This is a genomic window from Gluconacetobacter liquefaciens (assembly GCF_003350405.1).
Classification (GTDB): Bacteria; Pseudomonadota; Alphaproteobacteria; order Acetobacterales; family Acetobacteraceae; genus Gluconacetobacter; species Gluconacetobacter liquefaciens.
This window is the reverse complement of the sequence record NZ_QQAW01000007.1, coordinates 35,431-59,746: the sequence shown is the minus strand read 5'-3', so window position 1 is coordinate 59,746 and position 24,316 is coordinate 35,431. Positions and strand designations below refer to the sequence as shown.

Below are 24,316 nucleotides of genomic sequence, written 5' to 3'. Positions count from 1 at the left end.
GATCACTCTCCTCCGCGCCACGCCTGCAAGGCGCGGGTGCAGAATTCTTTTGCGTTTCCAAGATAATGCGACGGGTCCATCAGTCGTGCGATCGCCTCGGCCGACAGGGCGCCGGTTACCCGGTCGTCCTGCTTCAGCACCTGTTCCAACCCCATTCCGTGCGCCAGTGCCGTGCGGCTGGCCTCTTCCAGCACATGATGCGCCGCTTCCTTGCCGATGCTGCGCGCCAGTTCCATGCTGACGGCCTCGGCCATCATGAGGCCGTGGGTGCGGCCGAGATCGGCCTGCATAGCTGACGGGTGGATCTCCATCCCGTCGACCGTCGCGGCCATCTGCGCCGCCGAGGCCGCCGTCAGGCGCAGCAGGGCGGGCAAGGTCTGCCATTCGGCATGCCAGCCGCCCAATCCGCGTTCATGCTCCTGCACCATGGCGGCCATCAGGGTCGCAACCAGACCAGGCGCCTGGGTTGCCACGGACAGGGCGATCGCGCAGCCGACCGGGTTGCGCTTGTGCGGCATGGTCGAGGACCCACCCTGCCCCTTGCCGCCGGGCGGCAGCAATTCGGCGATTTCGGTCTGCATCATCAGGGACAGGTCGCGGGACAGCTTGCCCAGCACGCCGCACAGGACGCCCAATGCGCCGCCACACCCCGCCAGTTCGCCGCGAAGCGTATGCCAGGGCAGCACGGGCAGCCGCAGTTCAAGGCGCGTAGCCATGCCGCGTGCGATCTCCAACCCCCGGCCACCCAGCGACGCCAGCGTGCCGGCCGCACCGCCGAATTGCAGGCACGCGGCCCGCGCGACGGCAGCATCCACCTCGCGTCGTGCGGCAGACAGGGCGGTCAGCCAGCCGGCGGCCTTCAACCCCAGAGTGGTGGGCACGGCATGCTGCAACCATGTCCGGCCGGGCAGCACCGTCGCCGCGTGCGCCTCCACGATCGTGGCCAGCCCCGTTTCCAATCGCAGCAGATCGACCCGGCAAGCATGAACGGCCGCGCGCAATTGCAGTACCGTCGCCGTATCGATCACATCCTGGCTGGTCGCGCCCCAATGGACATAGCGGGCCGCCGCCTCGTCGCGTTGCGCCACGAGGGCCGTCAGGGCGGACACGAACGGAATGGCGATATTGCCCGCCCGCGCGGCCGCCGCCGCAAGGTCCGGAATGGCGAAGGCGTCAGGGTCGGCACAGCCGGCAATGATCCTGGCGGCATCCGCCGGCACCAGGCCAAGCTCGGCCTGGGCCTCAGCCAGCGCGACCTCGAACCGCAGCATGGCGTCCAGCCGCCCGCGATCGCCCAGGGCCGCAAGGGTCGCGGGGGTCGCGAACATGCCGTCCAGAAGTCTGTCGCCTCCGGCCTCGAACGAAGCGGGCATCGTGTCAGACATCGAAGAACACGGTCTCGTTTGCACCCTGAATATGGATATCGAACCGATAGACCGGCATGCCGTCCTGCTCGCCCTCACGGGTTGCCATCAGCGTCCCGACCCGATCGGGCTCGACCAGACCCAAGATCGGATCGACGGCATTGCCCTCCGATTCCGGAAAATAGATCCGCGTCACCAGCCGACGCAGCAAGCCACGCCCGAACAGGCCGAGTGCGATATGCGGCGCCTGCATGCTGTTGCCCGGCCCTGGCACCTGCCCCGGCCGCACGGTGTGGAACGCGAACATGCCGTCATCGTCCGTCGGGCAGCGACCGAAACCGGTGAACGCCGGGTCGATCGGGCGATCCGCCTGACAATCCTCGGGATGATCGTAGCGGCCGGCGGCGTTCGCCTGCCAGATCTCCACCAGTGCGTCGGGGATCGGTGCGCCGTCCGCATCCAGTACGCGGCCGCGCACCACGATCCGCTCGCCCTGCACGCCCTCACGCGCCAGAATTTCTCCCCCGTCCCACGGCAGGGCGTAATGAAAGAATGGCCCGACCGTCTGCCATGGCGTCAGTCCCAGACGGGCCGGTGCAGTCATGTCGTTCATAGCGAGTTCTCCATCGGCGTCGCATCCCGGCCTCTCAGCACAACGTCGAAGACATAGCCGAGTGCCCATTCATTTTCCGTCGTATCAATATCGAAACGGGAAACCATGCGTCGTCGCGCATCGGCCGGCACCGCCCCCGCGATCGGATCGATGTCGATCAACGGATCGCCGGGGAAATACATCTGCGTGATCAACCGCGTTGCAAACCCTGCGCCGAACAGCGAGAAATGAATATGCGCCGGGCGCCACGCGTTATGATGGTTACGCCAGGGATACGCGCCGGGCTTGATGGTCACAAACCGGTAACGCCCTTCCGCATCGGTCACGACTCGCCCCTGCCCGGTGAAGTTCGGGTCCAGCGGCGCGTCGTGCTGATCCTTCTTGTGGATATAGCGGCCAGCGGCATTACACTGCCACACTTCGACGACGGTATGCGGAACCGGGCGCCCCCGATCGTCGAGAATACGACCAGATACGATGATCCGCTCGCCGATCGGGTCCCCCTTGCCCTGGCGGGTCATGTCATGAACCGGCGCGCGCAGCAGCCGATCCCCGAAATCGATCGGACCGGTCACTTCAGTCAATGTCTGCGGAATGCTGACCAGTTTCTGACGCGGCGAGCGCGGAACGGTGCTGACATATCCTGGATAGAGCGACGGTGGCTCGGAGAGATTTTGCGGAGAATATTGGAGCATATCCATCTTTTTATTTCCTTTCCGCTCCCGGCCCCACCTGTGCGGTCAGGCCCAATGAACGCACAATGGGGTGCGGCGCCGTCATAGTCGATGCACAAAGCCTTCCCGACTTGCAGTTTTCGGACAATTCACGACAATGCGACCCATGACCGGACCGGATGGAGAAACAGCCGATAAAACCAGGGTAGATCGCGACCCTTTCCTGATCCACGACGGGATCGACCATGCCGGTCTGCGGTATTTCCTGGACATCGAACCGCTGGAGCGCCGCTCGCGCCCCGCGAACTGGCGCGTACGCCGCCACAGCCACGCTGCGCTGGCGCAGATTTTCGTGCTGGCGTCCGGTGGTGGACTGATCGAACTCGATGGGGTCAGCCAGGATTTCCTGGCCCCCGGCTTCATCTGGGTTCCCGCCGGTGCACCCCATTCGCTGGCCTACCATCCCCGCACGCACGGGCATGTGATCACGGTCGGGCTCGGCCATCTTGTCGCTCTCGCGGACCGCACCCGAACCATCGCGCCTCTTCAGGCCAGGCCGCGCCCCGTCGCGACCGACATCGCGGAATTCGACCGCATCGTCGCTCTGTCCCAGCTTCAGCCGAAAATCGAAGACGCGCTGTCGGACACGGTGCGCAACGCAACCGCGCAGATCATCCTGGCGACCGTCTGCCGCCTGCTACACGCCGCCGATACCCCACCTCCAACCCGGCGCGACGCCGCGCTGGTCCTGGCATTCCGCACCCTGATCGAACGGGATTTCACCGCGCATGCCACGCTCGAAACCTATCTTGCTACTCTGAACACCACGGAACGTACCTTGCGCCGGGCCTGCATCCGCGTGAGCCAGCAGACCCCCAAGGACATCATCCAGAGCCGGATCGCGGCGGAAGCCCGACGTCTGCTGCTGTTTTCCGGCCTCAGCGCCGCCCAGATCGCAGCACGGCTGGGCTTCAGCGATCCGGCCTATTTCTCGCGCTGGTTCCGCGCCCGGGAAGGCGTCACGATCCGCGCCTTCCGACAGGAGCGACAGACCGGCTGAGACTTTCGGCTCCCTTGCCCGTTCAATCCTTCTCGGGCAAAAAGTGGCGATGGCCACAGTGGACGACCGCACCGGCGAGCCGGCTGAAAACCGCGATTTCGTGACCGCCCTCGCGCGGGGGCTGGACGTCCTGCGCGTCTGCGCGCAGGAACGCGACGGCATCACGCTGGCCGCCGTGGCGCAACGGGTCGACCTGCCGCGCGCCGCGGCGCGCCGTGCCCTGCTCACGCTGGTCGCCACCGGGTACCTGACCCAATCCGGGCGACTGTTTCAGGTCACCCCCCGCGTCCTCGACCTGTCGGCCGGCATGAAGGATCTGCCGCTACCCCGGCTGGCCCAGCCGATTCTCAACGGCCTCAGCCAGACACTGGGTGAAAGCGCATCGCTGGCAATCCTGGACGGAATGGACATCCTCTATATCGCCCGCACGGAAACCCGTCGCATCCTGGCCGTCGATCTCAGCATCGGTGCCCGGCTCCCCGCATGGTGTACGTCCATGGGGCGCGTCCTCCTGGCCGCCCTCCCCGACGATGAGCGCCCGCGTCACATGCCGGCCACGCTCGACGCCCGCACCTCCCGCACCATCACCGACCCGGCGGCCCTGGCCCATCTGTTCTCGCAGATCCGGCATGACGGATACTGCATCCAGGACCAGGAACTCGAAACCGGCCTCCGCTCGGTGGCGGCCCCTGTGTGCGGACCGGATGGACGGGTCGTCGCCGCCCTGAATGTCAGCACGCAGGCCACGCGCACTCCGATGCGCGATCTGCGTAAATTCGTGGTACCGGCGGTGGTCGATGCCGCCATGGCGGTCAGCCGCGCCCTGCGCGGACAGGCCCGCACGGCCTGACAGCTTCCCGGCCGGAGGCTCAGAACTGAGCCAGCAGCCGGAAACCCGCCTCCAATGCGTTCGGGTAGGTACGGTTGGCATCCGGATGCACGATATATTGAAGATCCGGTAACAGCTTGAGCCCGCGCGTGATGAAGGCGGTATAGGTCAGTTCCAGAACCTGGAAGTTCGATTGGGGTAATTTCAGGCCGCCCCGCAGGGTTGTGTAGCCCAGATCCTGCTGCATCTCCTGATAACGGGTGATCTTCCTGTTCACGTTCTGCCATGACCAGAACAGCGAGATCGCATCCGTCACCCGACTGGGAAACATCCCCTGCGAGATGATGCCCAGCGTATATTGGCTCTGCCCAGGCAATGATGCCCCCTGATCCCAGCCAGCCATCCCGAACAGAATCAGCCCCTGGTCCTTTGCCGCCCCGAACCGCACGACCATCTGGTCGGCTCCGACATACCACGCCCCCCGCTGCCGCTCGATCCGTGCCGCCTTGTGCGAGATCAGGATCGGACTGCCATCAAAAGCCGTGAACGGGTCGGGATGGTTGGAGGTATCGATATAACCGCCGATCTTGTAATGCCCGGTCAATCTGTCATGCCCAAGCGCCGGTTCCCAGCCAAGTTCGACCGGCACGACATAACCCAGCGGCTTGAAAGAGAAATTGAAACCGGCCCGCCCACCTTCGGTGGCCGACGCTTCGAAGAACCCGGCCTGGGCATACAGGCCGTGACCGGGATTGAGGCGCGCCGTCATTCCCCATTGCGAAAACGGCCAGGACCGCCATTTCGATCCCACGGACAGACCCGTCGGATGGGCACAGATCACGCTGTTCAGCGCATAGCATCCGAAATAAGACGTGCCGTATTTCAGATTGGCCGGCATGCGGCCGAAATCGATCGTCAATTTCTTATCGAACAGCGTCTTCTCCAAATACATATAGACCAGCTTGTACAGGACATTGCCCCCTACGCCGTAATCCTGTTGCGGCTGGATCAACCCTGTCTGGCCAAGATAATCGGTCGCCACGCTGCGACCGGCGCGCTGGACGCCCAGCATGTGGAACGACCATCCCTGCATGCCGAACAATTTGTTCAAATCGAAATCGGTTCCCATGACCACCTGATGGGAATAGTCGAAGCCGGTCCTGCGTCCGCCGGCTACGTTTGCCACGCCTTCGGCCATGTAACTGAGTGTGAAATCGAAACCCGCCCTGGACAGGCGCTGACGCCAGCCACCGATCGACCCGAGCAGACGGTCGTTCGCGGGGACCACCCGTACCTCGGTCCAGGACGATCCCAGCGCCGATGCGCCAACACCGGTTTTCGCCTGCTCCTGCGGCGACACGGCTGTGCTGTCCTGGACGGCTCCCCGGACGTCGCGCAAAAGCCGTTCCGTGACACGATCCGTCACGGCAGCCACCTGCATCGGCTGGATGCTATCGTCACTCCGCCCCGCCTGCGCGCGCAAGGACGATTGACGATGTGGGCCACGCCCGCCTGCCACCGCATGCGTGCCGGCTGGCCGCCGCACAGGATCAGCAGCCTGTTCCGTTCCGGCCCCTACAGCAGCGGCGGGAACGCCGAAACAGGAAAGAGCGGCACCGAACAGTACCGCCCGTTGAAAAAGAGAGAACGACATCGGCAGGAACCATTTCTGTCAGACCGAGCAAATCCTGGAATCGGGTCCAGCGTGGGACCCGGAGCCTCTATCGCCGGAGCGGCGTTCCATGCCGCAGATGCCCGACATCGACAGAATATTTTTCTTTACAGAAAAGATATTTCATAACCACGCCTCTTTTTGAGGTTCTTGTTCCTGCCCCGTTGCCGAGCCTCCGGCGCCGATCGCCAAAGTGGAAACACGATGCAGAGATAGAAATTGATATCGGAAACATTTTCCACTATCAATACCTATCAAGTCGTCATCCTCCTACCGCGAAGAAACCGATGAGCCTCAAACCCGATTTGCGCCGCACCGCCCCTTCCACCAGCCCGGCCGCCAGCAGCGACGCAAAAGCCACCCCGTCCGGGGTCATGGAACGGACCCTTGCAATCATCGAGTTGCTCTCGCGCCATGCCGCAGGGTTGCCGATCTCTTCGATCAGTTCCGACCTCGGTATCCCGCTCAGCGCCACCCACCGCCTGACAGCGGACCTGCAGGCCCTGGGTTATGTGCATCAGGAGGGTGGCGCAGGCGGGCGCTACAGGCTGACGATGAAGCCCGTGTCCATCGCCTTCACGTTTCTGGCATCCTGCGGCATCACCGATCTGGCCCAACCGCTGCTTGACCGTCTGGCTGCCGAAAGCGGCGAACTGGTCCGGCTTGCCGTACCCGACGGGCAGAAACTGACATGGATCGCCAGGGCGCAAGGCAGCCGCAGCGGGCTGAAATACGACCCGGAAATGGGGCAGGTGGCCCATCTCTCCTCTACGGCGACCGGCATTGCGTGGCTGGCTGCCATGCCCGACGGGATCGCGGTCAAGCTGGCGGATGAACAGGGCTACGGTAATCCGGCCGATGGGTATGGACCCAACGTCGCACGCGACGGCAAGCAATTGCTGACCCTCCTGCGGCAGACCCGCAAACGCGGCTTCAGCGTCACCATCGCGACATTCGCCCCGTGGATGACGGCAATCGCCTGTGTCATCCGCTCGCGATCCACCGGCGAGGCCATCGGCACGTTGAGCATCGCCGGCCCGACACTGCGCATTTCCGAAGCGCGGGCGATCGAACTCGGTGCCATCCTGGTCGAGACCGCTCGCGAATTGGGAGACATGCAGATCGTACCCAAAGATATCTCCCGCACGCCGCAGAACATTTCCTTCTGAACTCCCTTCCTCCCTTCCCATCACAGACGTGACGACAAGAGGTCGAAGCATGCCCAGGTCACCCCAATCCGCCCGGTCCACTTCGGACGCGTCCGATATCATGACAACCGATCTGCTTGTGATCGGTGGGGGAGCCGGCGGCATGAGCACCGCGTTGTTTGCCCGGCGGCGCGGCCTCGATGTTCTTCTGTGCGAGAAGACCGATCAGGTCGGCGGCATCACATCCACCTCCGGCGGCACGATCTGGGCTCCCGGAACGGCCCTGTCCGAAACCGTAGGCCCCTGCGACCGCACCGACGATGCCCGTCGCTTCCTCCGGTCCGTGGTGGGCGACCGGGGTGGCGAAGCCCTTCGGGAAGGCTTCCTGCAAGCCGCCCCGGCCGCCATTGCCGAACTGCACGATTATACCGACGTCAAACTCGCCGCCGCTGCCGCCCATCCCGACTATCTCGACGGGCCGGGCTCCGCCCATGGCGGCCGCGCCCTGGCCCCCCTGCCGTTCGACGGGCGGGAACTCGGGACGGATTTCGCCCGGGTCCGTCCGCCCCGCCGAGAATTTCTCGCTCCCGGCGGGATGATGGTCGGGCGCAACGAGTTGGATGTCTTGCTGAAGCCTTTTTCGTCATTCTCCCATCTCCGGCAGACGCTGTCGCTCTTCCTGCGCCTGGCGTCCGATCGCAGGGCCCATGCGCGCGGCACGCGCCTGGTCATGGGCAATGCCCTCGTGGCGCGGCTGCTGCTCAGCCTGCGCAAGCACGGGGTGCCGATCCTGTTCGAATGGTCGCTGACCGATCTGCTGGTCACCGACGGCCGCGTGACGGGCGCGACGTTCCATACAATGGAGGGAGACCGGACCATTCTCGCCCGCAAGGGCGTGGTCCTGGCAACAGGCGGTATCGCGACCAATGCCACCCTGCGCAATCGGCTGTTTCCACTGCGGAATATGAAATCTCTCGCCCCTGCGACCAATTCCGGCGATGGGGTGGAGGCAGGACTACGCGCAGGTGCCGGCCTCGACAACGGCGGCGACAGCCCGGCGCTATGGATGCCCTGTTCCAGCCGGCGCCTGAAGGACGGTACGGACCTGACCTGGCCGCATATCATTCTGGACCGTGCCAAGCCCGGCCTGCTGGCCGTCGACGGTGCGGGCCGCCGTTTTGTAAACGAGTCCAATTCCTATCACGATTTCTGCATGGGCATGATTGCCGACAACCGCCGGACCGCCTGCATGCCCGCCTGGTTGATCTGCGATCGCGCCTTTCTGCGCGAATACGGTCTGGGCATGGTCTGGCCGGGAATGCGCCGCATCGGGCACCTGATCCGCGCCAGATATCTGTTCCGCGGCCGGACGATCGACGAACTGGCCCGCGCCATCGGCGTCGATGCCGCCACGCTGCGCGAAACCGTCGCGCGGTACAACACCCTGGCGCAAAACGGCGTGGATACAGATTTCGGGCGCGGTTCCTCAGCCATGAACCGCTTCAACGGCGATGCGCGCTGCACGCCCAATCCGTGCCTCCGCCCCGTAGGAGCCGGCCCCTATTTCGCGATGGCCGTCCTGCCCGCCGACCTCGCGACCAGCGCCGGCCTGACCGGCGATATCGACGGACGCGTGACCGACGAAAGCGGCCAGCCGATCGCGGGTCTCTATGCCTGCGGCAACGATCTGACATCCCTGTTCCGGGGCACCTATCCCGGCCCGGGAACCACGCTTGGCCCAGCCCTGGTCATGGCATGGCGCATCGCCAACCATGTCGCCGGCGGCACGGCCATCACGGAGCAAACGGCGACAGCCGCCCCTCTCATGGCGAACTCGGAATTGTCCCTTTAGTAAAATCATTATTTGACCAGATAAGAACAAAAAAAGGACAACGGCATGACGCGTCCGATTTCCCTGGCATGGCTCACGACCGCGCCCATGAATCCTGTCGAGATGATCCCTCTGGCGCGCCGGATCGGATATGCGGGTGTCGGCCTGCGGGCCCTTCCCGCTGTACCGGGCGAAACGCTGCCCCCTCTGCTGACAGATCCGTCGTTCCGCCGGCAAATCCGCGACCTGGCGCGACAGGAGGCCATTCGGGTCACCGACATGGAAATCGTGCGGATTTCGGGCAATTTTCGCGCTGCCGACATCGAACCTTTCCTCGATCTATGTGCCGAACTGTCGGTCCCCCATATTCTGGTCGCAGGCGACGACGCGGATCTGTCGCGTCTGGCCTCGTCCTTCGCCGATCTCTGCACATTGGCCGCCCCGCGCGGCATCTCGCCGGCCCTTGAATTCATGCCCTGGACAGCCGTCCGCGACGCCCGCACGGCCCTGTCCGTCGTCACGACGGCAGCAGCAGACAACGGCACCATCATCGTCGATACGCTGCACGTCGCCCGCTCGGGCACGACCACCAACGATCTGCGCAACATCCCGCGCGACCGACTGGCCTATGTCCAGATCTGCGACGCGCCGGCCGACATTCCCGCCACGCGCGAGGGACTGATCCATACGGCCCGGCAGGCCCGTCTGCTGCCCGGCGACGGCGGGATCGATCTGCCGGCAATCCTCGCGTCGCTCCCGCCCGATCTTCCCGTCAGTGTCGAAATTCCCAATCAGGCCGCGCATATTCAGCAGGGCGCGTCACACTGGGCCAGCATGGCTTTCGATGCGACCTCCGCCCTTCTGCGCACGGGCAGGCCGACATGACGTCGGCCCCTGTCAGCAACGTGTTGCTGGTCGGTGCCGGTGCCATCGGTCGTCTGCATGCACGGGAAATGCGGGCCTGTACGTTCTGCACCCTGTCAGGCGTGGTCGATCCCACACCGGAAGGACACGCCTGGGCCGATTCCATCGGCGTCGCATGGTTTCCCACCCTGGCCGATGCCCTGGTGGCCGGCCGGCCCGACGCCGCCATCCTCGCCACCCCCAACCATACCCATCGGCCACTCGCCCGCGACCTGATCGAATCGGGCATCGTCACGCTGGTCGAAAAACCGATCGCCAGCACGCTTGAGGACGCCCAGGCGATCGTCGATGCGTCCGAAGCTACGACCATTCCCGTTCTGGTCGGCCACCATCGCCGCCACAACCCGATCATCCGCACGGCCCATGACCTGATCGGACAAGGCAGACTGGGGCGGATCGTCTCCGTCGCCGTGCTGGCAATGTTCCACAAACCCGACGATTATTTCTCGGCGGCGTGGCGACGCGAAGCGGGTGGCGGCCCGATCCTGATCAACCTGATCCACGAAATCGACCTGGTGCGCCATCTCTATGGCGAAATCGTCTCCGTCCATGCCATGTCCAGCAACGCAACACGAGGTTTCGCGGTCGAGGACACGGCATCCGTCCTGCTGCGCCTGGTCGGTGGCGGACTGGTGACGATCGCACTAAGCGACTGCACCGTCGCACCATGGAGTTGGGACCTGCAATCGGGCGAGATCGACTCCTATCCCTCCCCCGCCGCACCTGTCACTACGTCCGTCATCGCCGGCAGCGAAGGCTCCCTCGCCCTGCCCTCTATCGATCTCTGGCATTATCAGAAACGACAGGATTGGTACGAACCGCTGACGCGCGAAACAACGGGCTACCGCAAGGAAAGTCCCTATGTCGCCCAACTGCGCAATCTCTGTGCTGTGGCGCGCGGCACCCAACGTCCGGTCGTCGATGCCCGCGAAGGGCTGCTGACACTGCGCGCCACCCTCGCCGTGACGGATTCCGCACGATCCGGCACCACAATCACTTTGCCTTCTAACACCCCCTGCGAGGGATCATGATCATGTCCGCAGCACACGCGCGGGTCGAACAGTGCGACCTGCTGGTCATCGGGTCCGGAGCCGCCGGTCTTTGCGCGGCGGTTACCGCCGCCCATCGCGGCCTGAGGGTCGTCGTCGCCGAGAAGGAGCCGGTTCTGGGTGGCTCGACCGCCTGGTCCGGCGGCTGGATGTGGGTGCCCTGCACACGCTACGCCCAGCGCGATGGCAATATGGAAGGGCTGGATGGCCCGGAGACCTACCTGCGTCACGAACTGGGCGAGCGTTTCGACGAAAATCGTGTCCGCGCCCTGCTGGAGGCCGGCCCGAAGATGGTCGATTTCCTGGACGACGAAACCGATGTCACATTTCAGTCCGGCACCTGGATCTGCGACATTCACGGCCACACCCCTGGCGCCGGCACCGGCTCGCGCTCCGTGGTCGCGGCACCGTTCGACGGACGCAAACTCGGCACGCTCTGGCCGCTGTTGCGCCGACCGATGCGCGAGACGACGCTTGCCGGCATGGGTATCCAGGCCGGTCCCGACCTGCGCGCCTTTCTCAACGCGACCCGCTCGCCCAGGGCTGGCCTGCACGTCCTGTCGCGGATCGGTCGGCACCTGTTCGACCTCGTCCGCTACGGCCGCGGGACGCATCTGGTCAACGGCAGCGCACTGATCGCCCGCCTGATGCTGTCAGCCGCGAAGGCCGGCGTACGCCTGTTGCCCTCCAGCGCGGCGCGGACCCTGATCGTGGAACAAGGCCGGGTCGTCGGCGCGCATCTGAGGACGAAGGGGGGCGATCTGACGATCCATGCGCGCGCTGGCGTCATCCTCGCCACAGGCGGCTTTCCCCACGACGTCGCCCGTCGCAAGGCCCTGTTCCCGCACACGCCGACCGGCCAAGAGCATTGGACCGTTGCGGCCCCAGGAACGTCCGGCGATGGCCTGTCGCTCGCAGAATCCGTCGGCGCGGACATCGATACCGCTGTCGCATCGCCTGCCGCGTGGTGTCCCGTTTCCCTGGTGCCCTTTCGCGACGGCACCACAGGCCATTATCCGCATATCATCGAACGCGCCAAACCCGGCATCATCGCTGTGCGTGCAAACGGCCAGCGCTTCGTCAACGAGGCCGACGGCTATTACGATTACATCACCAGCCTGTTCCGGGCCCTCGCCCCCGGCGAGGCACCCGTTTCATGGCTGATCTGCACACGATCGTTCCAGCGTCGGTGGGGTCTGGGCTTTTCACGACCCGCCCCCTTTCCGTTGCGTCCGTTCGTCCGCTCCGGCTACATCGTCGAAGCCGCGACCCTTCACGACCTTGCTGCCAAATGCGGCATTTCCCCTGAAGGACTGGACGATACGGTGCGCGAATACAACCTGCACGCGCGGCAGGGCAAGGACCCGGCATTCGGCCGAGGCTCTACCCCTTTCAACCGCTCAGGTGGGGACCCCACCCACACGCCCAATCCATGTCTGGCACCGATCGATAATGGCCCCTATCTCGCGCTACGCATCGTTCCGGGCAGTTTCGGTACGTTCGCCGGTATCCGCGCCGACGCCCGGGCACGGGTCCTGAATACGGAAGGCAAACCCATTCCCGGCCTATGGGCGGCCGGGTCCGATCAGGCCAGCGTGATGGCGGGCTTCTATCCTTCTGGCGGGATCAATCTGGGCCCCGCCATGACCTTCGGCTACATCGCCGGCCTCGATGCGAGCACGCTCCCAGACTAAACCCGTTCGCCCTTCGCATTGCGCTATGTTCGCTTAACCTGCTGTCCACGAAACCGGCAGCGGGCCAGACCAAACTGCTGGCCGGCCAGATCTGGAGAATCGACCAATCGCGCTCCCAAGCGACGACCTGCCATATCCCTTGACGCTCGATCGGCAGGCTTATATTCATCAGCTTGTGAATTAATGCGCTGAAGGAGTGCCCGCATGCAGCAGAGTGAGACAGCGGCTACGACCTTCCTTGCGAAGCAGGGCGTACGCTTCAGCGTGCATCGTTACGATTACAACCCTGCCGGTGCGCTGATCGGCATGCAGGCGGCGTCCGCCATGGGTGAAGACCCATCGCTCGTCTTCAAGACGCTGATGGTGCGTATCGACCGTGAAAAACCGGTGTGCCTGGTCGTTCCCGCCGCCTGCAAGGTCAACCTCAAGCAGGTTGCCGCGCTGTTCGGCGGCCGCAATGCCCGCATGATCGCGGCGGAGGAAGCCGAGGCACTGACCGGCTTTCAGGTCGGCGGCATCAGCCCGTTCGGCCAGAAAACCCCGGTTGCGGTGGTGATCGACGCAGCCGCGTCCGAAAAGACGCATATCTACGTCAATGCTGGGGAGCGCGGCCTGGTCGTGAAGATCGCGCCCGAGGACGCATGCATGGCCGCCAGCGCCATTCTCGCCCCGATCTCCTCGCCATAGCCCAGCCAGGAAGCTGCCCGCGCACATGAATATTCATGAATACCAGGCCAAAAGGCTGCTGAAATCATTCGGTGTGCCCGTGCCGCCAGGCAATGTCGCACACTCGGCGTCCGAAGCCGGAGACATCGCATCCGCGCTGCCCGAAGGCAGGGTCGTCGTCAAAGCGCAGATCCATGCCGGTGGACGCGGTGCCGGTCGTTTCGTCGGGCATCCGGCCTGCGGCGGCGTAAGCGTCGTGACGTCAGCCACCGAGGCCGAAAGCGCCGCCTGCGATATGCTCGACCGCGTTCTCGTCACCCGCCAGACCGGTCCCGAAGGGCGCCTGGTGCGTAAGCTGTATGTCGAAGCCTGCTGTGCCATCGCGCGCGAACTCTATTTCTCGATCCTGATCGACCGCACGCGCCAGCGCGTCGCCATCGTTGCCTCGCAGGACGGCGGGATGGAGATCGAGGAGGTCGCGGCCCGCACGCCGGATCGCGTCCTGAGCCTGGACATCCATCCCGCACAGGGACTGGGCGCGTATCAGGCCCGCGACCTCGCGGTGGCTCTGGGCCTGAAAAACCGACAGATCGGCAAATTCGCCGCATTCATGTGCTCGGCGTTCGATGCCTTCGTCCAACTCGATGCCTCCCTGATCGAAATCAATCCACTGGTGATCACGACGGGCGGCGACCTGATAGCGCTCGATGCCAAGATGAGCTTCGATGACAATGCCCTGTTCCGTCACCCGGAACTGGAAGAACTGCGCGAGGAAAACGAGGAAGATCCGAGAGAGCAGGAAGCCGCGCGTTTCGGCCTGTCCTATATCGGGCTGGACGGCACGATCGGCTGCATGGTCAACGGTGCCGGACTGGCCATGGCGACCATGGACATCATCCGCGATCATGGCGAAGCGCCCGCCAACTTCCTAGATGTCGGCGGCGGCGCCTCGCGCGAACGTGTGACAGCGGCCTTTCGGATCCTGCTGGCCGACCCGCGCGTGGAAGGGGTTCTTGTGAACATCTTCGGCGGGATCATGAAATGTGACATCATTGCCGAGGCCGTCGTGGCCGCGTGCCGCGACATTGCGCTGAACAAGCCTCTGGTCGTCCGGCTTGCGGGAACGAATGTCGATGATGGCCGAAAAATTCTCGAAGAATCCGGACTGAATGTCATCGCTGCCGACGATCTTGATGACGCGGCCCGCAAGATCGTGGCGGCGGTGCGCGGAAAGAGGCAGGGCTGATGGCCATTCTCGTCAATCACGCGACACGGGTTCTGACACAGGGTTTCACCGGCGCACAGGCGACATTCCATACCCAGCAGGCAATCGCGTATGGCACACGCGTGATCGGCGGCGTGACACCGGGCAAGGGCGGCAGCGTCCATCTCTGCCTTCCGGTCTTCGACACGGTGAAGCAGGCCGTCGCTGCCACACCAGTCGATGCGACGGTAATCTACGTGCCGCCCGCCGGCGCCGCCGATGCGATCATGGAAGCCATCGATGCCGGCATTCCGCTGATCGTCTGCATCACCGAGGGCATTCCCGTGCTGGACATGGTGCGGGTACGCGATGCGCTGGCGCGAGGCACCAGCACCCTGGTAGGGCCGAACTGCCCGGGCGTCATCACGCCAGGCGCCTGCAAGATCGGCATCATGCCCGGTGCGATCCATCGTCCCGGCAGCGTGGGGATCGTCTCCCGTTCGGGCACCCTCACCTATGAGGCCGTGGCCCAGACATCGGCACTGGGCATGGGGCAGAGCACCAGCGTGGGGATCGGCGGAGATCCGGTCAAGGGCCTGGACTTCGTCGATGTCCTGGAGATGTTTCTCGCCGATCCGCAGACGGAATCCATCATCATGATCGGCGAGATCGGCGGCCAGTCCGAGATCGCGGCGGCGCGCTACCTGAAGGATGTCCGCGCCACCAAACCGGTGGTGGGCTTCATCGCCGGGCTGACCGCTCCGCCCGGGCGTCGCATGGGGCATGCGGGCGCGGTCATTTCCGGCGGTGACGATACGGCGGCCGCCAAGATCGAAGCCCTGCGCTCAGCCGGCGTGCAGGTTTCAGCCAGCCCGGCGACGCTGGGGCGCACCCTTCGCGATGTCCTGACCGGCACGCATTGAACAGGAGAAACAGTCCGCATGAGCGTGACGATCGAAACTTTGACGGGTGACCACATCCTTCCGGTCCTTCCGGATCTGGCCCGCCTGCGTATCGCGGTTTTCCGCGAGTGGCCGTATCTGTATGACGGTGACGTGGCCTATGAGGAAAAATACCTCCAGTTCTATGTCCGCAGCGAAGGCGCGGCCGTGATCGTCGCGCGCGATGGCGAGAGCGTAGTCGGCGCGTCGACCTGCCTGCCCATGCGCGATGAACTGGACGCCATTCGCGCGCCGTTCGAGGCACGCGGACTGAGCGCGGATGATTTCTTCTATTTCGGCGAGTCCGTCCTACTCGATGCCTATCGTGGTCAGGGTCTGGGCGTGCGCTTCTTCGAAGAGCGCGAGCGTCATGCCCTGGCCAGCAGCGCTTCGAATTTCGCAACCTTCTGTTCGGTGCGCCGCGCGGACGATCATCCGGCGCGCCCGCCGGGTGCCACGACGCTGCATGGCTTCTGGGCCAAACGGGGCTTCCAGCCATTGCCCGGCGTAACGTGCGCGCTGGACTGGAAAGAGCCCGGTCAGAGCGGCGAGACATCTCACAAGCTCGATTTCTTCATTAAATCCCTTCGCGGCGCGCCGATCCCCGCAAGCCTCGCAACGCAGGAGCATGCTGTATGAACAAACCACTCCGACTGGGGGTGCTGGCGTGGGAAGTCGCCCGCAACCACACGATCGAGGACTATGCCCGCCATCTGGATGTCCTGGTGGCGGAAGCCGCGCCGCACGCGGACCTGCTGCTGATGCCGGAATATTCCTGCATGGAAGTCGCCGCCGCGCTGACCGAACGTCCCGACCCGGCGGCGGAACTGGAGGCTGTCTGCCGCCACAGCGATGCCGTGCTGAAGATCATGCGCGAAACGGCGAAGCGCCATAAAGTGTGGCTGATGCCGGGCACCCTGCCCCGGCCCGAGAAAACGGGCGTGCGCAATCGCGCCCCCCTGATCGCGCCGGATGGACAGGTCGCGTTCCAGGACAAGCATGTCATGACCCGATTCGAGAACGAATCCTGGGGCGTGCGCGCTGGCGATCCGCCGGGAGTCTTCGAAACGCCGTGGGGCCTGATCGGTACCTCGATCTGCTATGATTCCGAATTCCCAATGCTTGCCCGCGCCCAGATCGAGGCCGAGGCGTGGCTGATCCTGGTGCCGACCTGCACCGACTCCATGCACGGTTTCAATCGCGTGCGTATCTCGGCGCAGGCGCGCGCACTGGAAAACCAGTGCTTCGTGGCGGTCTCGCCAACGGTGGGCGATGCGCCCTGGCTGGCGACGCTGGACGAAAATCACGGCTGTGCCGGAATCTATGGTCCCGTCGATCGCGGCTTCCCTTCCGACGGCATCATGGCAGAGGGCAAGCTGGACCATGGCGGATGGGTGTTCGCCACGCTCGACCCGGCAACACTGGACGTGGTGCGCGAAAACGGGGCCGTCCGTAATTGCCGCGACTGGCCGCACAATGTCCCCGTTGCCCGCCGTATCGCTTTCGATCACTGAGGAAAGGCAAGACATGTCCGCCGAACAGACCCAGGCGCTGATCCGCGCCTATTACGATGCCTTCAACCGCGAGGATGTCGCTGCGGTTCTCGACCTGCTGGCCGAGGATGTCGTCCATGACATCAACCAGGGCGGCCAAGAGATCGGACGGCCACAGTTCGCGGCCTTTCTGAAGCGCATGGAAGGCTTCTACCGCGAGGAATCGAAAGATCTCGTGATCATGACGACGCCCGACGGGGCACGCGCCGCGGCGGAATTCGTCGTGCATGGCGCGTATCTGAAAACCGAACAGGGCCTGCCGCCCGCCAAGGGGCAGACCTACGCTCTGCCGGTCGGAGCGTTCTTTGAGGTCCGCGACGGCAAGATCGCGCGCGTCACCAATTATTACAACCTTCCACTGTGGACGAAGCAGATCAACGCAGCGTCCTGATATTGTCCGGCCTGGCGGCGCAGCCCGCCGTCAGGCCGCGAGCACCATCGGCAGAACGTCCGAGACCAGACGCCGGGACAGTTCGGCCTCGTCCCGCTTTGAAAGCCCGCGCCGGCGCATCATCAGCAATGGCAACATGACCGCACCCATCACCATCATCAGGGTCAGTTCGGGCGACCCGTCATGGCGCAGCAGGCCATCCGCGCGAGCCTCCTGCAACAGGGGCAGCATCGCATCCTGATACGGCGCCCAGATTTCGCGCAGGATATATTCCTGGCGTTCTCCCGGCTGGCTCAGTTCGTCGGAGAGGAATTTCGACAGTTCGGGAATGTCGCAATTCGCGGTGACGAAGCGCGTCAACCCTTCGCGCACCCGCTCCTCGGTCGAACCCGAGGCCACATGCAGTTCCTCGATCGAACGACGCGCCGCGGCCAATCGCAGCGCGATCTCGTCCACCACCGCTTTCCACAGAGCGAATTTCGAACCGAACTGATGGGAAATCAGCGCAGGGTCGACCCCCGCCTCCTCGGCGATCTCCCGCAGTCCCGTCCCGCCATAGCCCTTCCGCGAAAACCCGTGCAGGGCCGCGCCAAGCATGGCGTCGCGCGCCGCAGGCGTTCCCTTCGCCGGGCGCCCCCGGCGACGGCTGGGCGGAGTATGATGGATTGGCACGAAACCGCCCTCCCTTCGAGATAAGGATTAACACCCTACCATTAGCCGTTCACCCTTTCTATTCAACGACCGACGAAAAACACTCACGATGACGTGGGTGTACGCGCGTTCCACGGCGTCAGAAGGCGATTACGTAAGGCCCGGCGGCTGGCGCAGAGATAGAGTCCCCGCGTGAAGCGCACGGGCAGCAATGGTCACCGGACGCGCCGCCGGCGCTCGGCGGACCAGGCGGTGCGCAACGCGGACACCGCCTCAAGGCTATGGGCTTCAGAGCGGCCGGAGGATCAACGCACGCGCCAGGACAAAAGTGGCAGCGAAGATGGCGAGGGACGCCGCGAAAAATAGCGTGAGGGTATGGCGGTACCAGATCTACCGGGTGGCAAGGGCAAGCGGATGCGCGGTCGCGCGCTGGAGCTCGCGACGGAGAGCGCGGTTGCGCATCTTCGCTTCGCAGGCGTCCTCAATCTCCGGCCGGCCAAATACGCCCCGATGCACCCCTCCGGACAGGCTCCGGATTCACTACGTCTGCACCCAGGAAGCCGCAATCTCGTTGCGCCAGTTCCGAACTTGAGCACGAATGTATCCAATAGTGCATTAAATGACTTATTCGTGACAATTAATGCGGATATTATGCATTGATTGTATCCAATTTGGCGGTATTCAAAAGGGCATCACTCATCAGGCATCGCCTATCCGGTGCCTTTCAGGAGAGGCGTGATGCAGAGCATTCTGCTGGAGCCCAGCGCACCATGGACTGAGATCCGGTCGACCCAAGGCGATTGGGACAGGATCGCGCCCGAAACCCTCGACACCATGCTGGTCCGGCTCTCGCTTATCCGGGCGTTCGAGGAAACCGTTCTCGACCTGGCCGGCAATGGACTGGTACATGGGCCGGCCCATTCGTCCATTGGGCAGGAAGGCGGGGCCGTCGGCAGCATCCTTCCGCTGCGCGCCGGCGATCAGGTCAACGGCTCCCACCGGGGGCATCATCAGTTTCTGGCCAAAGCCCTGGGCTACCTCGCGGAATCCCAGCCCTTGACCACCGACACCGTCTTCGACGGCACGATCCGCACCGTTCTGCACGGCGCGCTCGCCGAAATCATGGGCCTGAAGGACGGGTTCTGCCGTGGCCGCGGCGGGTCAATGCATCTGCGCTGGGCCGATGCCGGCGTCACCGGTACCAACGCTATCGTCGGCGGCGGCGTCCCCCTGGCCGCCGGCTCTGCCTGGGCGGACCGCCATGCGGGAAGCGACAATGTCTCCATGACCTGCTTCGGCGACGGAGCCGTCAATATCGGCTCGGTGCTCGAGACAATGAATCTAGCGGCGGCCTGGAAACTGCCGCTGATCTTCTTCATCGAAAACAATCTCTACGCCGTCTCGACCCATGTCGACGAAGTCACGGCCGAACCCCGTCTGTCCTCACGCGGCCTGTCCTTTGGCATCCCGGCCTGGCGCGTGGACGGCATGGACCCCGTCGCCACGATGCTGGCGATGGAACAGGCCCTTGCGGTAGCCCGCGGCGGCCAAGGCCCTGCGCTCATCGAAGCGACGGTCTATCGCTATTTCCACCAGAATGGAAAACTCCCTGGAAGCGCCTTCGGTTATCGAGATAAGCTGGAGGAAGCCGCCTGGCGCGCGCGCGACCCGATTGCCCAGGTCGGTCGTGAGATGATCCGCCGCAGCCTGGCCACGCAGGATGTGCTGGACAAACTGCGCGAGCGCTGCCGCATGGTGATGGAAGACATTGCCGCAGACCTCACAGTCATGGACGGCAACCGCCGCGCCGTCCGCGCCGATCTCTGGCCCGCACCGTCTTTCCGGGATGTCGGCATCCGCAGCGACCTGCACGAACTCTCCCACTTTCCCATTCGCCAGGACAGCAAAGACGAGGGAACGCCAAGGAAATTCGTCGATATCATCGCCGATCTTCTGGACCGCCGTATGCAGCAGGACCCGCGGATCGTCGTGATGGGCGAAGACGTCCACCGCCTCAAGGGTGGCACCAACGGCGCGACCCGCGACCTGGCCAGCCATTTCCCCGACCGCGTCCTCGGCACCCCGATCAGCGAGAACGCGTTCATGGGCCTCGCAGGCGGCATCGCCATGGATGGCCGCTTCCGGCCGATCGTCGAATTCATGTATCCTGACTTCATGTGGGTAGCGGCCGATCAGGTCTTCAACCAAGTCGGCAAGGCCCGTCATATGTTCGGCGGTTCGATTGACGTACCGCTGGTATTGCGCACCAAGGTCGCCATGGGCACCGGCTACGGCTCGCAGCATTCGATGGACCCGGCAGGAATTTTCGCGACCGCCCCCGGCTGGCGCATAGTCGCCCCGTCCTGCCCCACCGATTACGCGGGACTGATGAACGCCGCGCTCGCGATCGACGATCCGGTCCTGGTGATCGAGCATGTGGATCTATACCAGCAATCCTTCCCGACACCGGCTGACCTGGACGGCATCATCCCCCCCGGCAGCGCGGCCTTGCGGCGCTCGGGCGACAAGGTGACGGTCATCACCTACCTCGCCATGGTCAAGCCGGTGCTCGATATCGTCGATGAACTGGGCGGCAATGTCGACGTGATCGACCTGCGTTGGCTGGACCGCGCCAGCCTGGACTGGGAGACGATCGAAACCAGCGTCCGCAAGACGAACCGGGTACTTCTGGTCGAACAGGGCGCGCGCGGCACCTCCTATGGCGGCTGGTTGGCCGACGAAATCCAGCGGCGGCTGTTCGACTGGCTGGACAGCCCCGTAATGCGCGTCACTGGCAGCGAAGCCTCCCCCAGCATCTCGAAAGTTCTCGAACAGGCCGCCTGCGCCAGCCGCGAGGATATCGCGGCCGCCCTCGGCGGCCTGCTCGAACTGGCATGACTCTCACCGCGCTCCACGCAGCGCACCCGCTTTTCCTTTCGCGGAAGGCCCATCAACCATGACATCTTTCAAGGGACGCACCCTGCTTCTGACCGGTGCCGCCGGCGGCATTGGGCGAGAAATCGCGGCGCTTTTCCTAGCGCGTGAAGCCAATCTCGTCTTGGCCGACCTCGATGAGGCCGCCGTGCAAGATATGGCCCGCACGCTCGACCCGCAGGGCACCCACGTCGTGGCAACACGCTACGATGCCGGAGCGGAAGACGAGGCCGCGGCCATCGTCACCGTCGCCACTCGGCATTTCGGTGGCATCGACTTCCTGGTTCCTGGTGCCGGCATCTACCCCGAGAGCCCGCTGGAACACATGACCGGGCCCGAATGGCGCAAGGTCATCACCATCAATCTCGATAGCGTTTTCTATCTTTGCAGGGCGGCGATCCCCGCCCTACGCGACGGCAGCGCAGTGGTGACGATGACCTCGGTAGCGGCCCACAAGGGGAGCCAGAACCACGCGCATTATTCGGCCTCGAAGGGGGCGGTTCTCAGCCTGACCCGCTCCCTGGCACTGGAACTCGGCGCACGAACCCGCGTCAACGCGGTCTCGCCCGGCATCATCGACACCGCCATGACCCGTGACCTGCGCGGCCAGAAGGGCGACGCCCTGCTCGTCCAGACGCCGCTGCAACGCTTCGGCCACCCGCGCGAGGTCGCATCGGTCGTGTCCTTCCTGTGCAGTGACGATGCCAGTTTCGTGAACGGCGAGGTCATTCACGTTAATGGCGGCCTTTATATCGCCGGATAAAGCGCGCCGCGAAGGAATTTTCCATGGCTGTCAATATTTGCATGCCCAGCGGCTCGTCCGCCCCAGGCCTTGCGACCCTGGCACGTTGGCTCAAGACAGAGGGCGACCCGGTCTCGGTCGGGGACGTACTAGCGGAAATCGAGGCGGACAAGGCGACGATGGAAATCGAAGCCCCTGCTGACGGAATCCTGGCGCGGATTCTCGTCCCCGACGGCACGCCCGACGTGGAAGCCGAGCAGATCATCGGCATCGTCGGTGGCCCAGGCGAAGCAATTTCGGACATCCCGCCGGCCGGCATCGTCCAGCCACCTCCGGCCGAGGCTCAAGCCTCGATATCGGCGCGGGCACCTGCACCGCCGGTGACCCATCCGGAGCCGCCGCCCACCATCGCACATGCCGGCGCCGACCGCCGCATTGTAGCGTCCCCGGTCGCACGCCGCCTGGCCCACCTGCGCGGGGTGGATTTGCGGCAGATCACCGGAAGCGGCCCCGCCGGCCGCATCCTGCGCCGCGACGTCGAAGGTGCCACGCCCCAAGCGGTGTCCAACGCCGCCCCCCAGGCCACGCCGACACCTCCCCCCACGTCGATGCCTCCACAGGACGACGGAAACATCCGCGGCGTGCCCGTTTCCGCTATGCGCCGGACCATCGCCCAGAGGCTGACGGCGGCCAAGCAAACCGTCCCGCATTTCTACGTCTCGATTGATGTCGAGATGGACGCATTGCTGGCCCTACGCCAGACGGTCAACGAGATCGCCGCAGCAGACGGTTCCGCTGAAGCCTGCCACCTGTCGATCAACGACATGCTGATCCGCGCGGTGGCACTGGCCCTGAAGGCTCTGCCGGCAGTCAATGTCTGCTGGGCTGAAGACAGCATCCTGTTCCACCATCGGATCGACGTGGCTGTAGCCGTGTCTGTGCCCGACGGGCTGGTCACACCGCTCATCCGTGATGCGGGCGCCAAGTCCCTCACCACCATCGCCCGCGAAAGCCAGGCGCTGATTGCCCGCGCGCGTGAGGGCAGGCTACGCACCGAAGACATGCAGGGTGGCTGTTTCACCTTGTCCAATGCCGGCATGTTCGGCGTGGATACGATGACGGCCATCATTAATCCGCCCCATGCCGCGATCCTCGCCGTGGGAGCGATCGGGCGTCGGCCCGTCATCCGGCAGGAGCAGGTCGCCATCGCCTCGGTCATGACCTGTACCCTCTCCGCCGACCACCGCGTCGTCGACGGCGCGCTGGCCGCGCAATGGCTCGACGCGTTCAGGACAATCGTCGAACAGCCGCTGCGGCTGATGCTCTGAACGCCCTCTTCTGCAAACGGTCCATACACAAAAACAAGAGACTGGGAAGATCACCATGTCCAAGAACAAGCTGCAATGCTACGTGCCCGACCTCGGGCGCCTTCTCGACCAGCTTCCCAAGAATTGGGGACGCTGGGGCGAGGAAGACGAAGTCGGTTCACTGAACTTCCTGACGGCGGAGGAAGTCCTGCGCGGCGTCGCCTCCGTGCGGCAGGGCCGCCCCTTCACACTCGGCGTCCGCATCGCCGCGCCGGAGGGCGACCCCATCTGGCCGGGGCGCGCCACGGCACAACGTGTCAACGTCATGGATCGCGCCCATTTCATGTGCGGCAAGGCGGAGCCCCTGTCGGGTGGCGGCGAATGGGCGGACGACATGGTGGTGATGTATCTGCAAGGGTCGAGCCAGTACGACGCGCTCGGCCATGTATGGTACGACGACCGGCTCTATAACGGCTACCCCGCGACCACGACCGTCGGCGCCATGACGAAGGCCAGCGTGCTGCCGATCGCAGAACGCGGCGTGGTCGGGCGTGGCGTGCTGATCGACATGGCCCGCTTCCGCGGCAAGGAATGCCTCGATCGCGGCGAAACCTTCACGCATGAGGATCTTGAGGCCGCTGCTCGCCATCAGGGCGTCAGCATCGCAAAACACGACATCCTGCTGGTCCGCACCGGCTGGATCGGCAAATTCTACTGCACGCCGAAGGAAGAATTCTACAAGGACTTCCTCGAACCCGGCCTGACCTACAGCCCGGACCTCGTGCGCTGGTTCCACGAGCGCGAAATCCCGAACCTCGTCACCGACACGATCGCCAACGAAGTGACGGTGGACCCCGAAACCGGCGTCACCCTGCCCCTGCATTGCGCCCTGATGCGCAATCTAGGCGTAACCTTCACCGAAATCATCGCCCTCGACGCCCTGGCAGAAGACTGTGCGGCAGATGGGCAATGGACTTTCCTGTACGTCGCGGCACCGCTGAAAGTGGTCGGTGGCTCCGGCGCGCCGGTCAATCCGGTCGTGATCAAATAACCAAACACGCAGCCCATC

General features: G+C 64.6%; 22 protein-coding genes. 17 read left to right on the top strand and 5 right to left on the bottom strand.

Translation table 11 applies throughout. The annotated features are described in order from the left end of the window. Window positions 1-2: 2 nt before the first annotated feature. Genes pcaB through pcaH form a run of 3 tightly spaced genes read right to left on the bottom strand, consistent with a single transcriptional unit; the run spans window position 3 to window position 2,678 of the window. Entirely contained in the window at window positions 3-1,385 is a 1,383-nt protein-coding gene (pcaB, locus tag C7453_RS12765) for a 3-carboxy-cis,cis-muconate cycloisomerase (protein WP_211311060.1), read from the bottom strand. After that, complete coding sequence (gene pcaG, locus C7453_RS12760; protein WP_114727933.1) at window positions 1,378-1,977, bottom strand: protocatechuate 3,4-dioxygenase subunit alpha; 600 nt, start codon at window positions 1,975-1,977, stop codon at window positions 1,378-1,380. Before pcaG ends, pcaB begins: the two co-directional genes overlap by 8 nt. Continuing rightward, window positions 1,974-2,678 (bottom strand): protocatechuate 3,4-dioxygenase subunit beta, encoded by a 705-nt coding sequence (pcaH, locus tag C7453_RS12755; RefSeq protein ID WP_114727932.1) that lies wholly within the window; start codon window positions 2,676-2,678, stop codon window positions 1,974-1,976. The genes pcaG and pcaH overlap by 4 nt, the downstream gene beginning before the upstream one ends. A 139-nt stretch (window positions 2,679-2,817) precedes the next feature. Here pcaH and C7453_RS12750 point away from each other — a divergent pair, with 139 nt between their 5' ends. Both C7453_RS12750 and C7453_RS12745 read left to right on the top strand, forming a co-directional pair. Beyond that, window positions 2,818-3,711 carry a helix-turn-helix domain-containing protein gene (locus tag C7453_RS12750; RefSeq protein ID WP_170143215.1) on the top strand — a complete coding sequence of 298 codons (894 nt, stop codon included), beginning with the start codon at window positions 2,818-2,820 and terminating at the stop codon, window positions 3,709-3,711. A 49-nt stretch (window positions 3,712-3,760) separates the two neighbouring features. Continuing rightward, window positions 3,761-4,561, top strand: coding sequence for an IclR family transcriptional regulator domain-containing protein (locus C7453_RS12745; RefSeq protein ID WP_114727930.1), 801 nt, complete (start codon window positions 3,761-3,763; stop codon window positions 4,559-4,561). Between the two features lie 19 nt (window positions 4,562-4,580). On the opposite strand, the gene C7453_RS12740 is transcribed toward C7453_RS12745, so the two are convergent. After that, window positions 4,581-6,194, bottom strand: a complete 1,614-nt coding sequence (locus C7453_RS12740) for a carbohydrate porin (protein ID WP_114727929.1) — start codon at window positions 6,192-6,194, stop codon at window positions 4,581-4,583. Window positions 6,195-6,499: 305 nt separating this feature from the next. Here C7453_RS12740 and C7453_RS12735 point away from each other — a divergent pair, with 305 nt between their 5' ends. The 11 genes from C7453_RS12735 (at window position 6,500) to C7453_RS12685 (ending at window position 17,613) form a co-directional block, all read left to right on the top strand. Further along, on the top strand, window positions 6,500-7,381 hold the full coding sequence (locus C7453_RS12735) for an IclR family transcriptional regulator (RefSeq protein WP_114727928.1): 882 nt from the start codon (window positions 6,500-6,502) through the stop codon (window positions 7,379-7,381). Between the two features lie 100 nt (window positions 7,382-7,481). After that, window positions 7,482-9,212 carry an FAD-dependent oxidoreductase gene (locus C7453_RS12730; protein ID WP_114727927.1) on the top strand — a complete coding sequence of 577 codons (1,731 nt, stop codon included), beginning with the start codon at window positions 7,482-7,484 and terminating at the stop codon, window positions 9,210-9,212. A 45-nt stretch (window positions 9,213-9,257) separates the two neighbouring features. Further along, window positions 9,258-10,076: a sugar phosphate isomerase/epimerase family protein gene (locus C7453_RS12725; RefSeq protein WP_114727926.1), complete on the top strand. Its 819-nt coding sequence runs from the start codon at window positions 9,258-9,260 to the stop codon at window positions 10,074-10,076. After that, the gene (locus tag C7453_RS12720; RefSeq protein WP_114727925.1) at window positions 10,073-11,146 is read left to right on the top strand and encodes a Gfo/Idh/MocA family protein; all 1,074 of its coding nucleotides are present in this window, start codon (window positions 10,073-10,075) and stop codon (window positions 11,144-11,146) included. The genes C7453_RS12725 and C7453_RS12720 overlap by 4 nt, the downstream gene beginning before the upstream one ends. A 2-nt stretch (window positions 11,147-11,148) precedes the next feature. Next, complete coding sequence (locus tag C7453_RS12715; protein WP_114727924.1) at window positions 11,149-12,858, top strand: FAD-dependent oxidoreductase; 1,710 nt, start codon at window positions 11,149-11,151, stop codon at window positions 12,856-12,858. Between the two features lie 204 nt (window positions 12,859-13,062). Continuing rightward, a complete protein-coding gene (ybaK, locus tag C7453_RS12710) occupies window positions 13,063-13,545 on the top strand; it encodes a Cys-tRNA(Pro) deacylase (protein WP_114727923.1) in 483 nt (160 codons plus the stop codon). Window positions 13,546-13,570: 25 nt separating this feature from the next. Continuing rightward, a complete protein-coding gene (gene sucC / locus C7453_RS12705) occupies window positions 13,571-14,770 on the top strand; it encodes an ADP-forming succinate--CoA ligase subunit beta (protein ID WP_114727922.1) in 1,200 nt (399 codons plus the stop codon). After that, window positions 14,770-15,651 carry a succinate--CoA ligase subunit alpha gene (gene sucD / locus C7453_RS12700; RefSeq protein WP_114727921.1) on the top strand — a complete coding sequence of 294 codons (882 nt, stop codon included), beginning with the start codon at window positions 14,770-14,772 and terminating at the stop codon, window positions 15,649-15,651. The genes sucC and sucD overlap by 1 nt, the downstream gene beginning before the upstream one ends. Before the next feature lie 18 nt (window positions 15,652-15,669). Next, window positions 15,670-16,308 (top strand): GNAT family N-acetyltransferase, encoded by a 639-nt coding sequence (locus C7453_RS12695; RefSeq protein WP_114727920.1) that lies wholly within the window; start codon window positions 15,670-15,672, stop codon window positions 16,306-16,308. After that, window positions 16,305-17,183 (top strand): carbon-nitrogen hydrolase family protein, encoded by an 879-nt coding sequence (locus C7453_RS12690; RefSeq protein WP_114727919.1) that lies wholly within the window; start codon window positions 16,305-16,307, stop codon window positions 17,181-17,183. Before C7453_RS12695 ends, C7453_RS12690 begins: the two co-directional genes overlap by 4 nt. A gap of 13 nt (window positions 17,184-17,196) precedes the next feature. Beyond that, entirely contained in the window at window positions 17,197-17,613 is a 417-nt protein-coding gene (locus C7453_RS12685) for a ketosteroid isomerase-related protein (protein WP_114727918.1), read from the top strand. Between the two features lie 30 nt (window positions 17,614-17,643). Here C7453_RS12685 and C7453_RS12680 read toward each other — a convergent pair whose 3' ends face one another. Next, the gene (locus tag C7453_RS12680) at window positions 17,644-18,285 is read right to left on the bottom strand and encodes a TetR/AcrR family transcriptional regulator (RefSeq protein WP_141289020.1); all 642 of its coding nucleotides are present in this window, start codon (window positions 18,283-18,285) and stop codon (window positions 17,644-17,646) included. A gap of 717 nt (window positions 18,286-19,002) precedes the next feature. On the opposite strand from C7453_RS12680, the gene C7453_RS12675 reads away from it, so the two are divergent. From C7453_RS12675 to C7453_RS12660, 4 genes are read left to right on the top strand one after another with little or no spacing between them, the layout of a single operon-like run. Further along, window positions 19,003-21,162: an alpha-ketoacid dehydrogenase subunit alpha/beta gene (locus tag C7453_RS12675; RefSeq protein WP_114727916.1), complete on the top strand. Its 2,160-nt coding sequence runs from the start codon at window positions 19,003-19,005 to the stop codon at window positions 21,160-21,162. A 58-nt stretch (window positions 21,163-21,220) separates the two neighbouring features. Further along, the gene (locus C7453_RS12670; protein ID WP_114727915.1) at window positions 21,221-21,961 is read left to right on the top strand and encodes an SDR family NAD(P)-dependent oxidoreductase; all 741 of its coding nucleotides are present in this window, start codon (window positions 21,221-21,223) and stop codon (window positions 21,959-21,961) included. A 23-nt stretch (window positions 21,962-21,984) separates the two neighbouring features. Continuing rightward, window positions 21,985-23,268 (top strand): pyruvate dehydrogenase complex dihydrolipoamide acetyltransferase, encoded by a 1,284-nt coding sequence (locus tag C7453_RS12665; protein WP_114727914.1) that lies wholly within the window; start codon window positions 21,985-21,987, stop codon window positions 23,266-23,268. A 55-nt stretch (window positions 23,269-23,323) separates the two neighbouring features. Then, window positions 23,324-24,298 (top strand): cyclase family protein, encoded by a 975-nt coding sequence (locus C7453_RS12660; protein WP_114727913.1) that lies wholly within the window; start codon window positions 23,324-23,326, stop codon window positions 24,296-24,298. Window positions 24,299-24,316 lie beyond the last annotated feature (18 nt).

Coding starts and splice junctions, on each gene's coding strand:
- pcaB (WP_211311060.1), bottom strand. CDS start 1,385: ATGTCTGACACGATGCCCGCTTCGTTCGAGGCCGGAGGCGACAGACTT.
- pcaG (WP_114727933.1), bottom strand. CDS start 1,977: ATGAACGACATGACTGCACCGGCCCGTCTGGGACTGACGCCATGGCAG.
- pcaH (WP_114727932.1), bottom strand. CDS start 2,678: ATGGATATGCTCCAATATTCTCCGCAAAATCTCTCCGAGCCACCGTCG.
- C7453_RS12750 (WP_170143215.1), top strand. CDS start 2,818: ATGACCGGACCGGATGGAGAAACAGCCGATAAAACCAGGGTAGATCGC.
- C7453_RS12745 (WP_114727930.1), top strand. CDS start 3,761: ATGGCCACAGTGGACGACCGCACCGGCGAGCCGGCTGAAAACCGCGAT.
- C7453_RS12740 (WP_114727929.1), bottom strand. CDS start 6,194: ATGTCGTTCTCTCTTTTTCAACGGGCGGTACTGTTCGGTGCCGCTCTT.
- C7453_RS12735 (WP_114727928.1), top strand. CDS start 6,500: ATGAGCCTCAAACCCGATTTGCGCCGCACCGCCCCTTCCACCAGCCCG.
- C7453_RS12730 (WP_114727927.1), top strand. CDS start 7,482: ATGACAACCGATCTGCTTGTGATCGGTGGGGGAGCCGGCGGCATGAGC.
- C7453_RS12725 (WP_114727926.1), top strand. CDS start 9,258: ATGACGCGTCCGATTTCCCTGGCATGGCTCACGACCGCGCCCATGAAT.
- C7453_RS12720 (WP_114727925.1), top strand. CDS start 10,073: ATGACGTCGGCCCCTGTCAGCAACGTGTTGCTGGTCGGTGCCGGTGCC.
- C7453_RS12715 (WP_114727924.1), top strand. CDS start 11,149: ATGTCCGCAGCACACGCGCGGGTCGAACAGTGCGACCTGCTGGTCATC.
- ybaK (WP_114727923.1), top strand. CDS start 13,063: ATGCAGCAGAGTGAGACAGCGGCTACGACCTTCCTTGCGAAGCAGGGC.
- sucC (WP_114727922.1), top strand. CDS start 13,571: ATGAATATTCATGAATACCAGGCCAAAAGGCTGCTGAAATCATTCGGT.
- sucD (WP_114727921.1), top strand. CDS start 14,770: ATGGCCATTCTCGTCAATCACGCGACACGGGTTCTGACACAGGGTTTC.
- C7453_RS12695 (WP_114727920.1), top strand. CDS start 15,670: ATGAGCGTGACGATCGAAACTTTGACGGGTGACCACATCCTTCCGGTC.
- C7453_RS12690 (WP_114727919.1), top strand. CDS start 16,305: ATGAACAAACCACTCCGACTGGGGGTGCTGGCGTGGGAAGTCGCCCGC.
- C7453_RS12685 (WP_114727918.1), top strand. CDS start 17,197: ATGTCCGCCGAACAGACCCAGGCGCTGATCCGCGCCTATTACGATGCC.
- C7453_RS12675 (WP_114727916.1), top strand. CDS start 19,003: ATGCAGAGCATTCTGCTGGAGCCCAGCGCACCATGGACTGAGATCCGG.
- C7453_RS12670 (WP_114727915.1), top strand. CDS start 21,221: ATGACATCTTTCAAGGGACGCACCCTGCTTCTGACCGGTGCCGCCGGC.
- C7453_RS12665 (WP_114727914.1), top strand. CDS start 21,985: ATGGCTGTCAATATTTGCATGCCCAGCGGCTCGTCCGCCCCAGGCCTT.
- C7453_RS12660 (WP_114727913.1), top strand. CDS start 23,324: ATGTCCAAGAACAAGCTGCAATGCTACGTGCCCGACCTCGGGCGCCTT.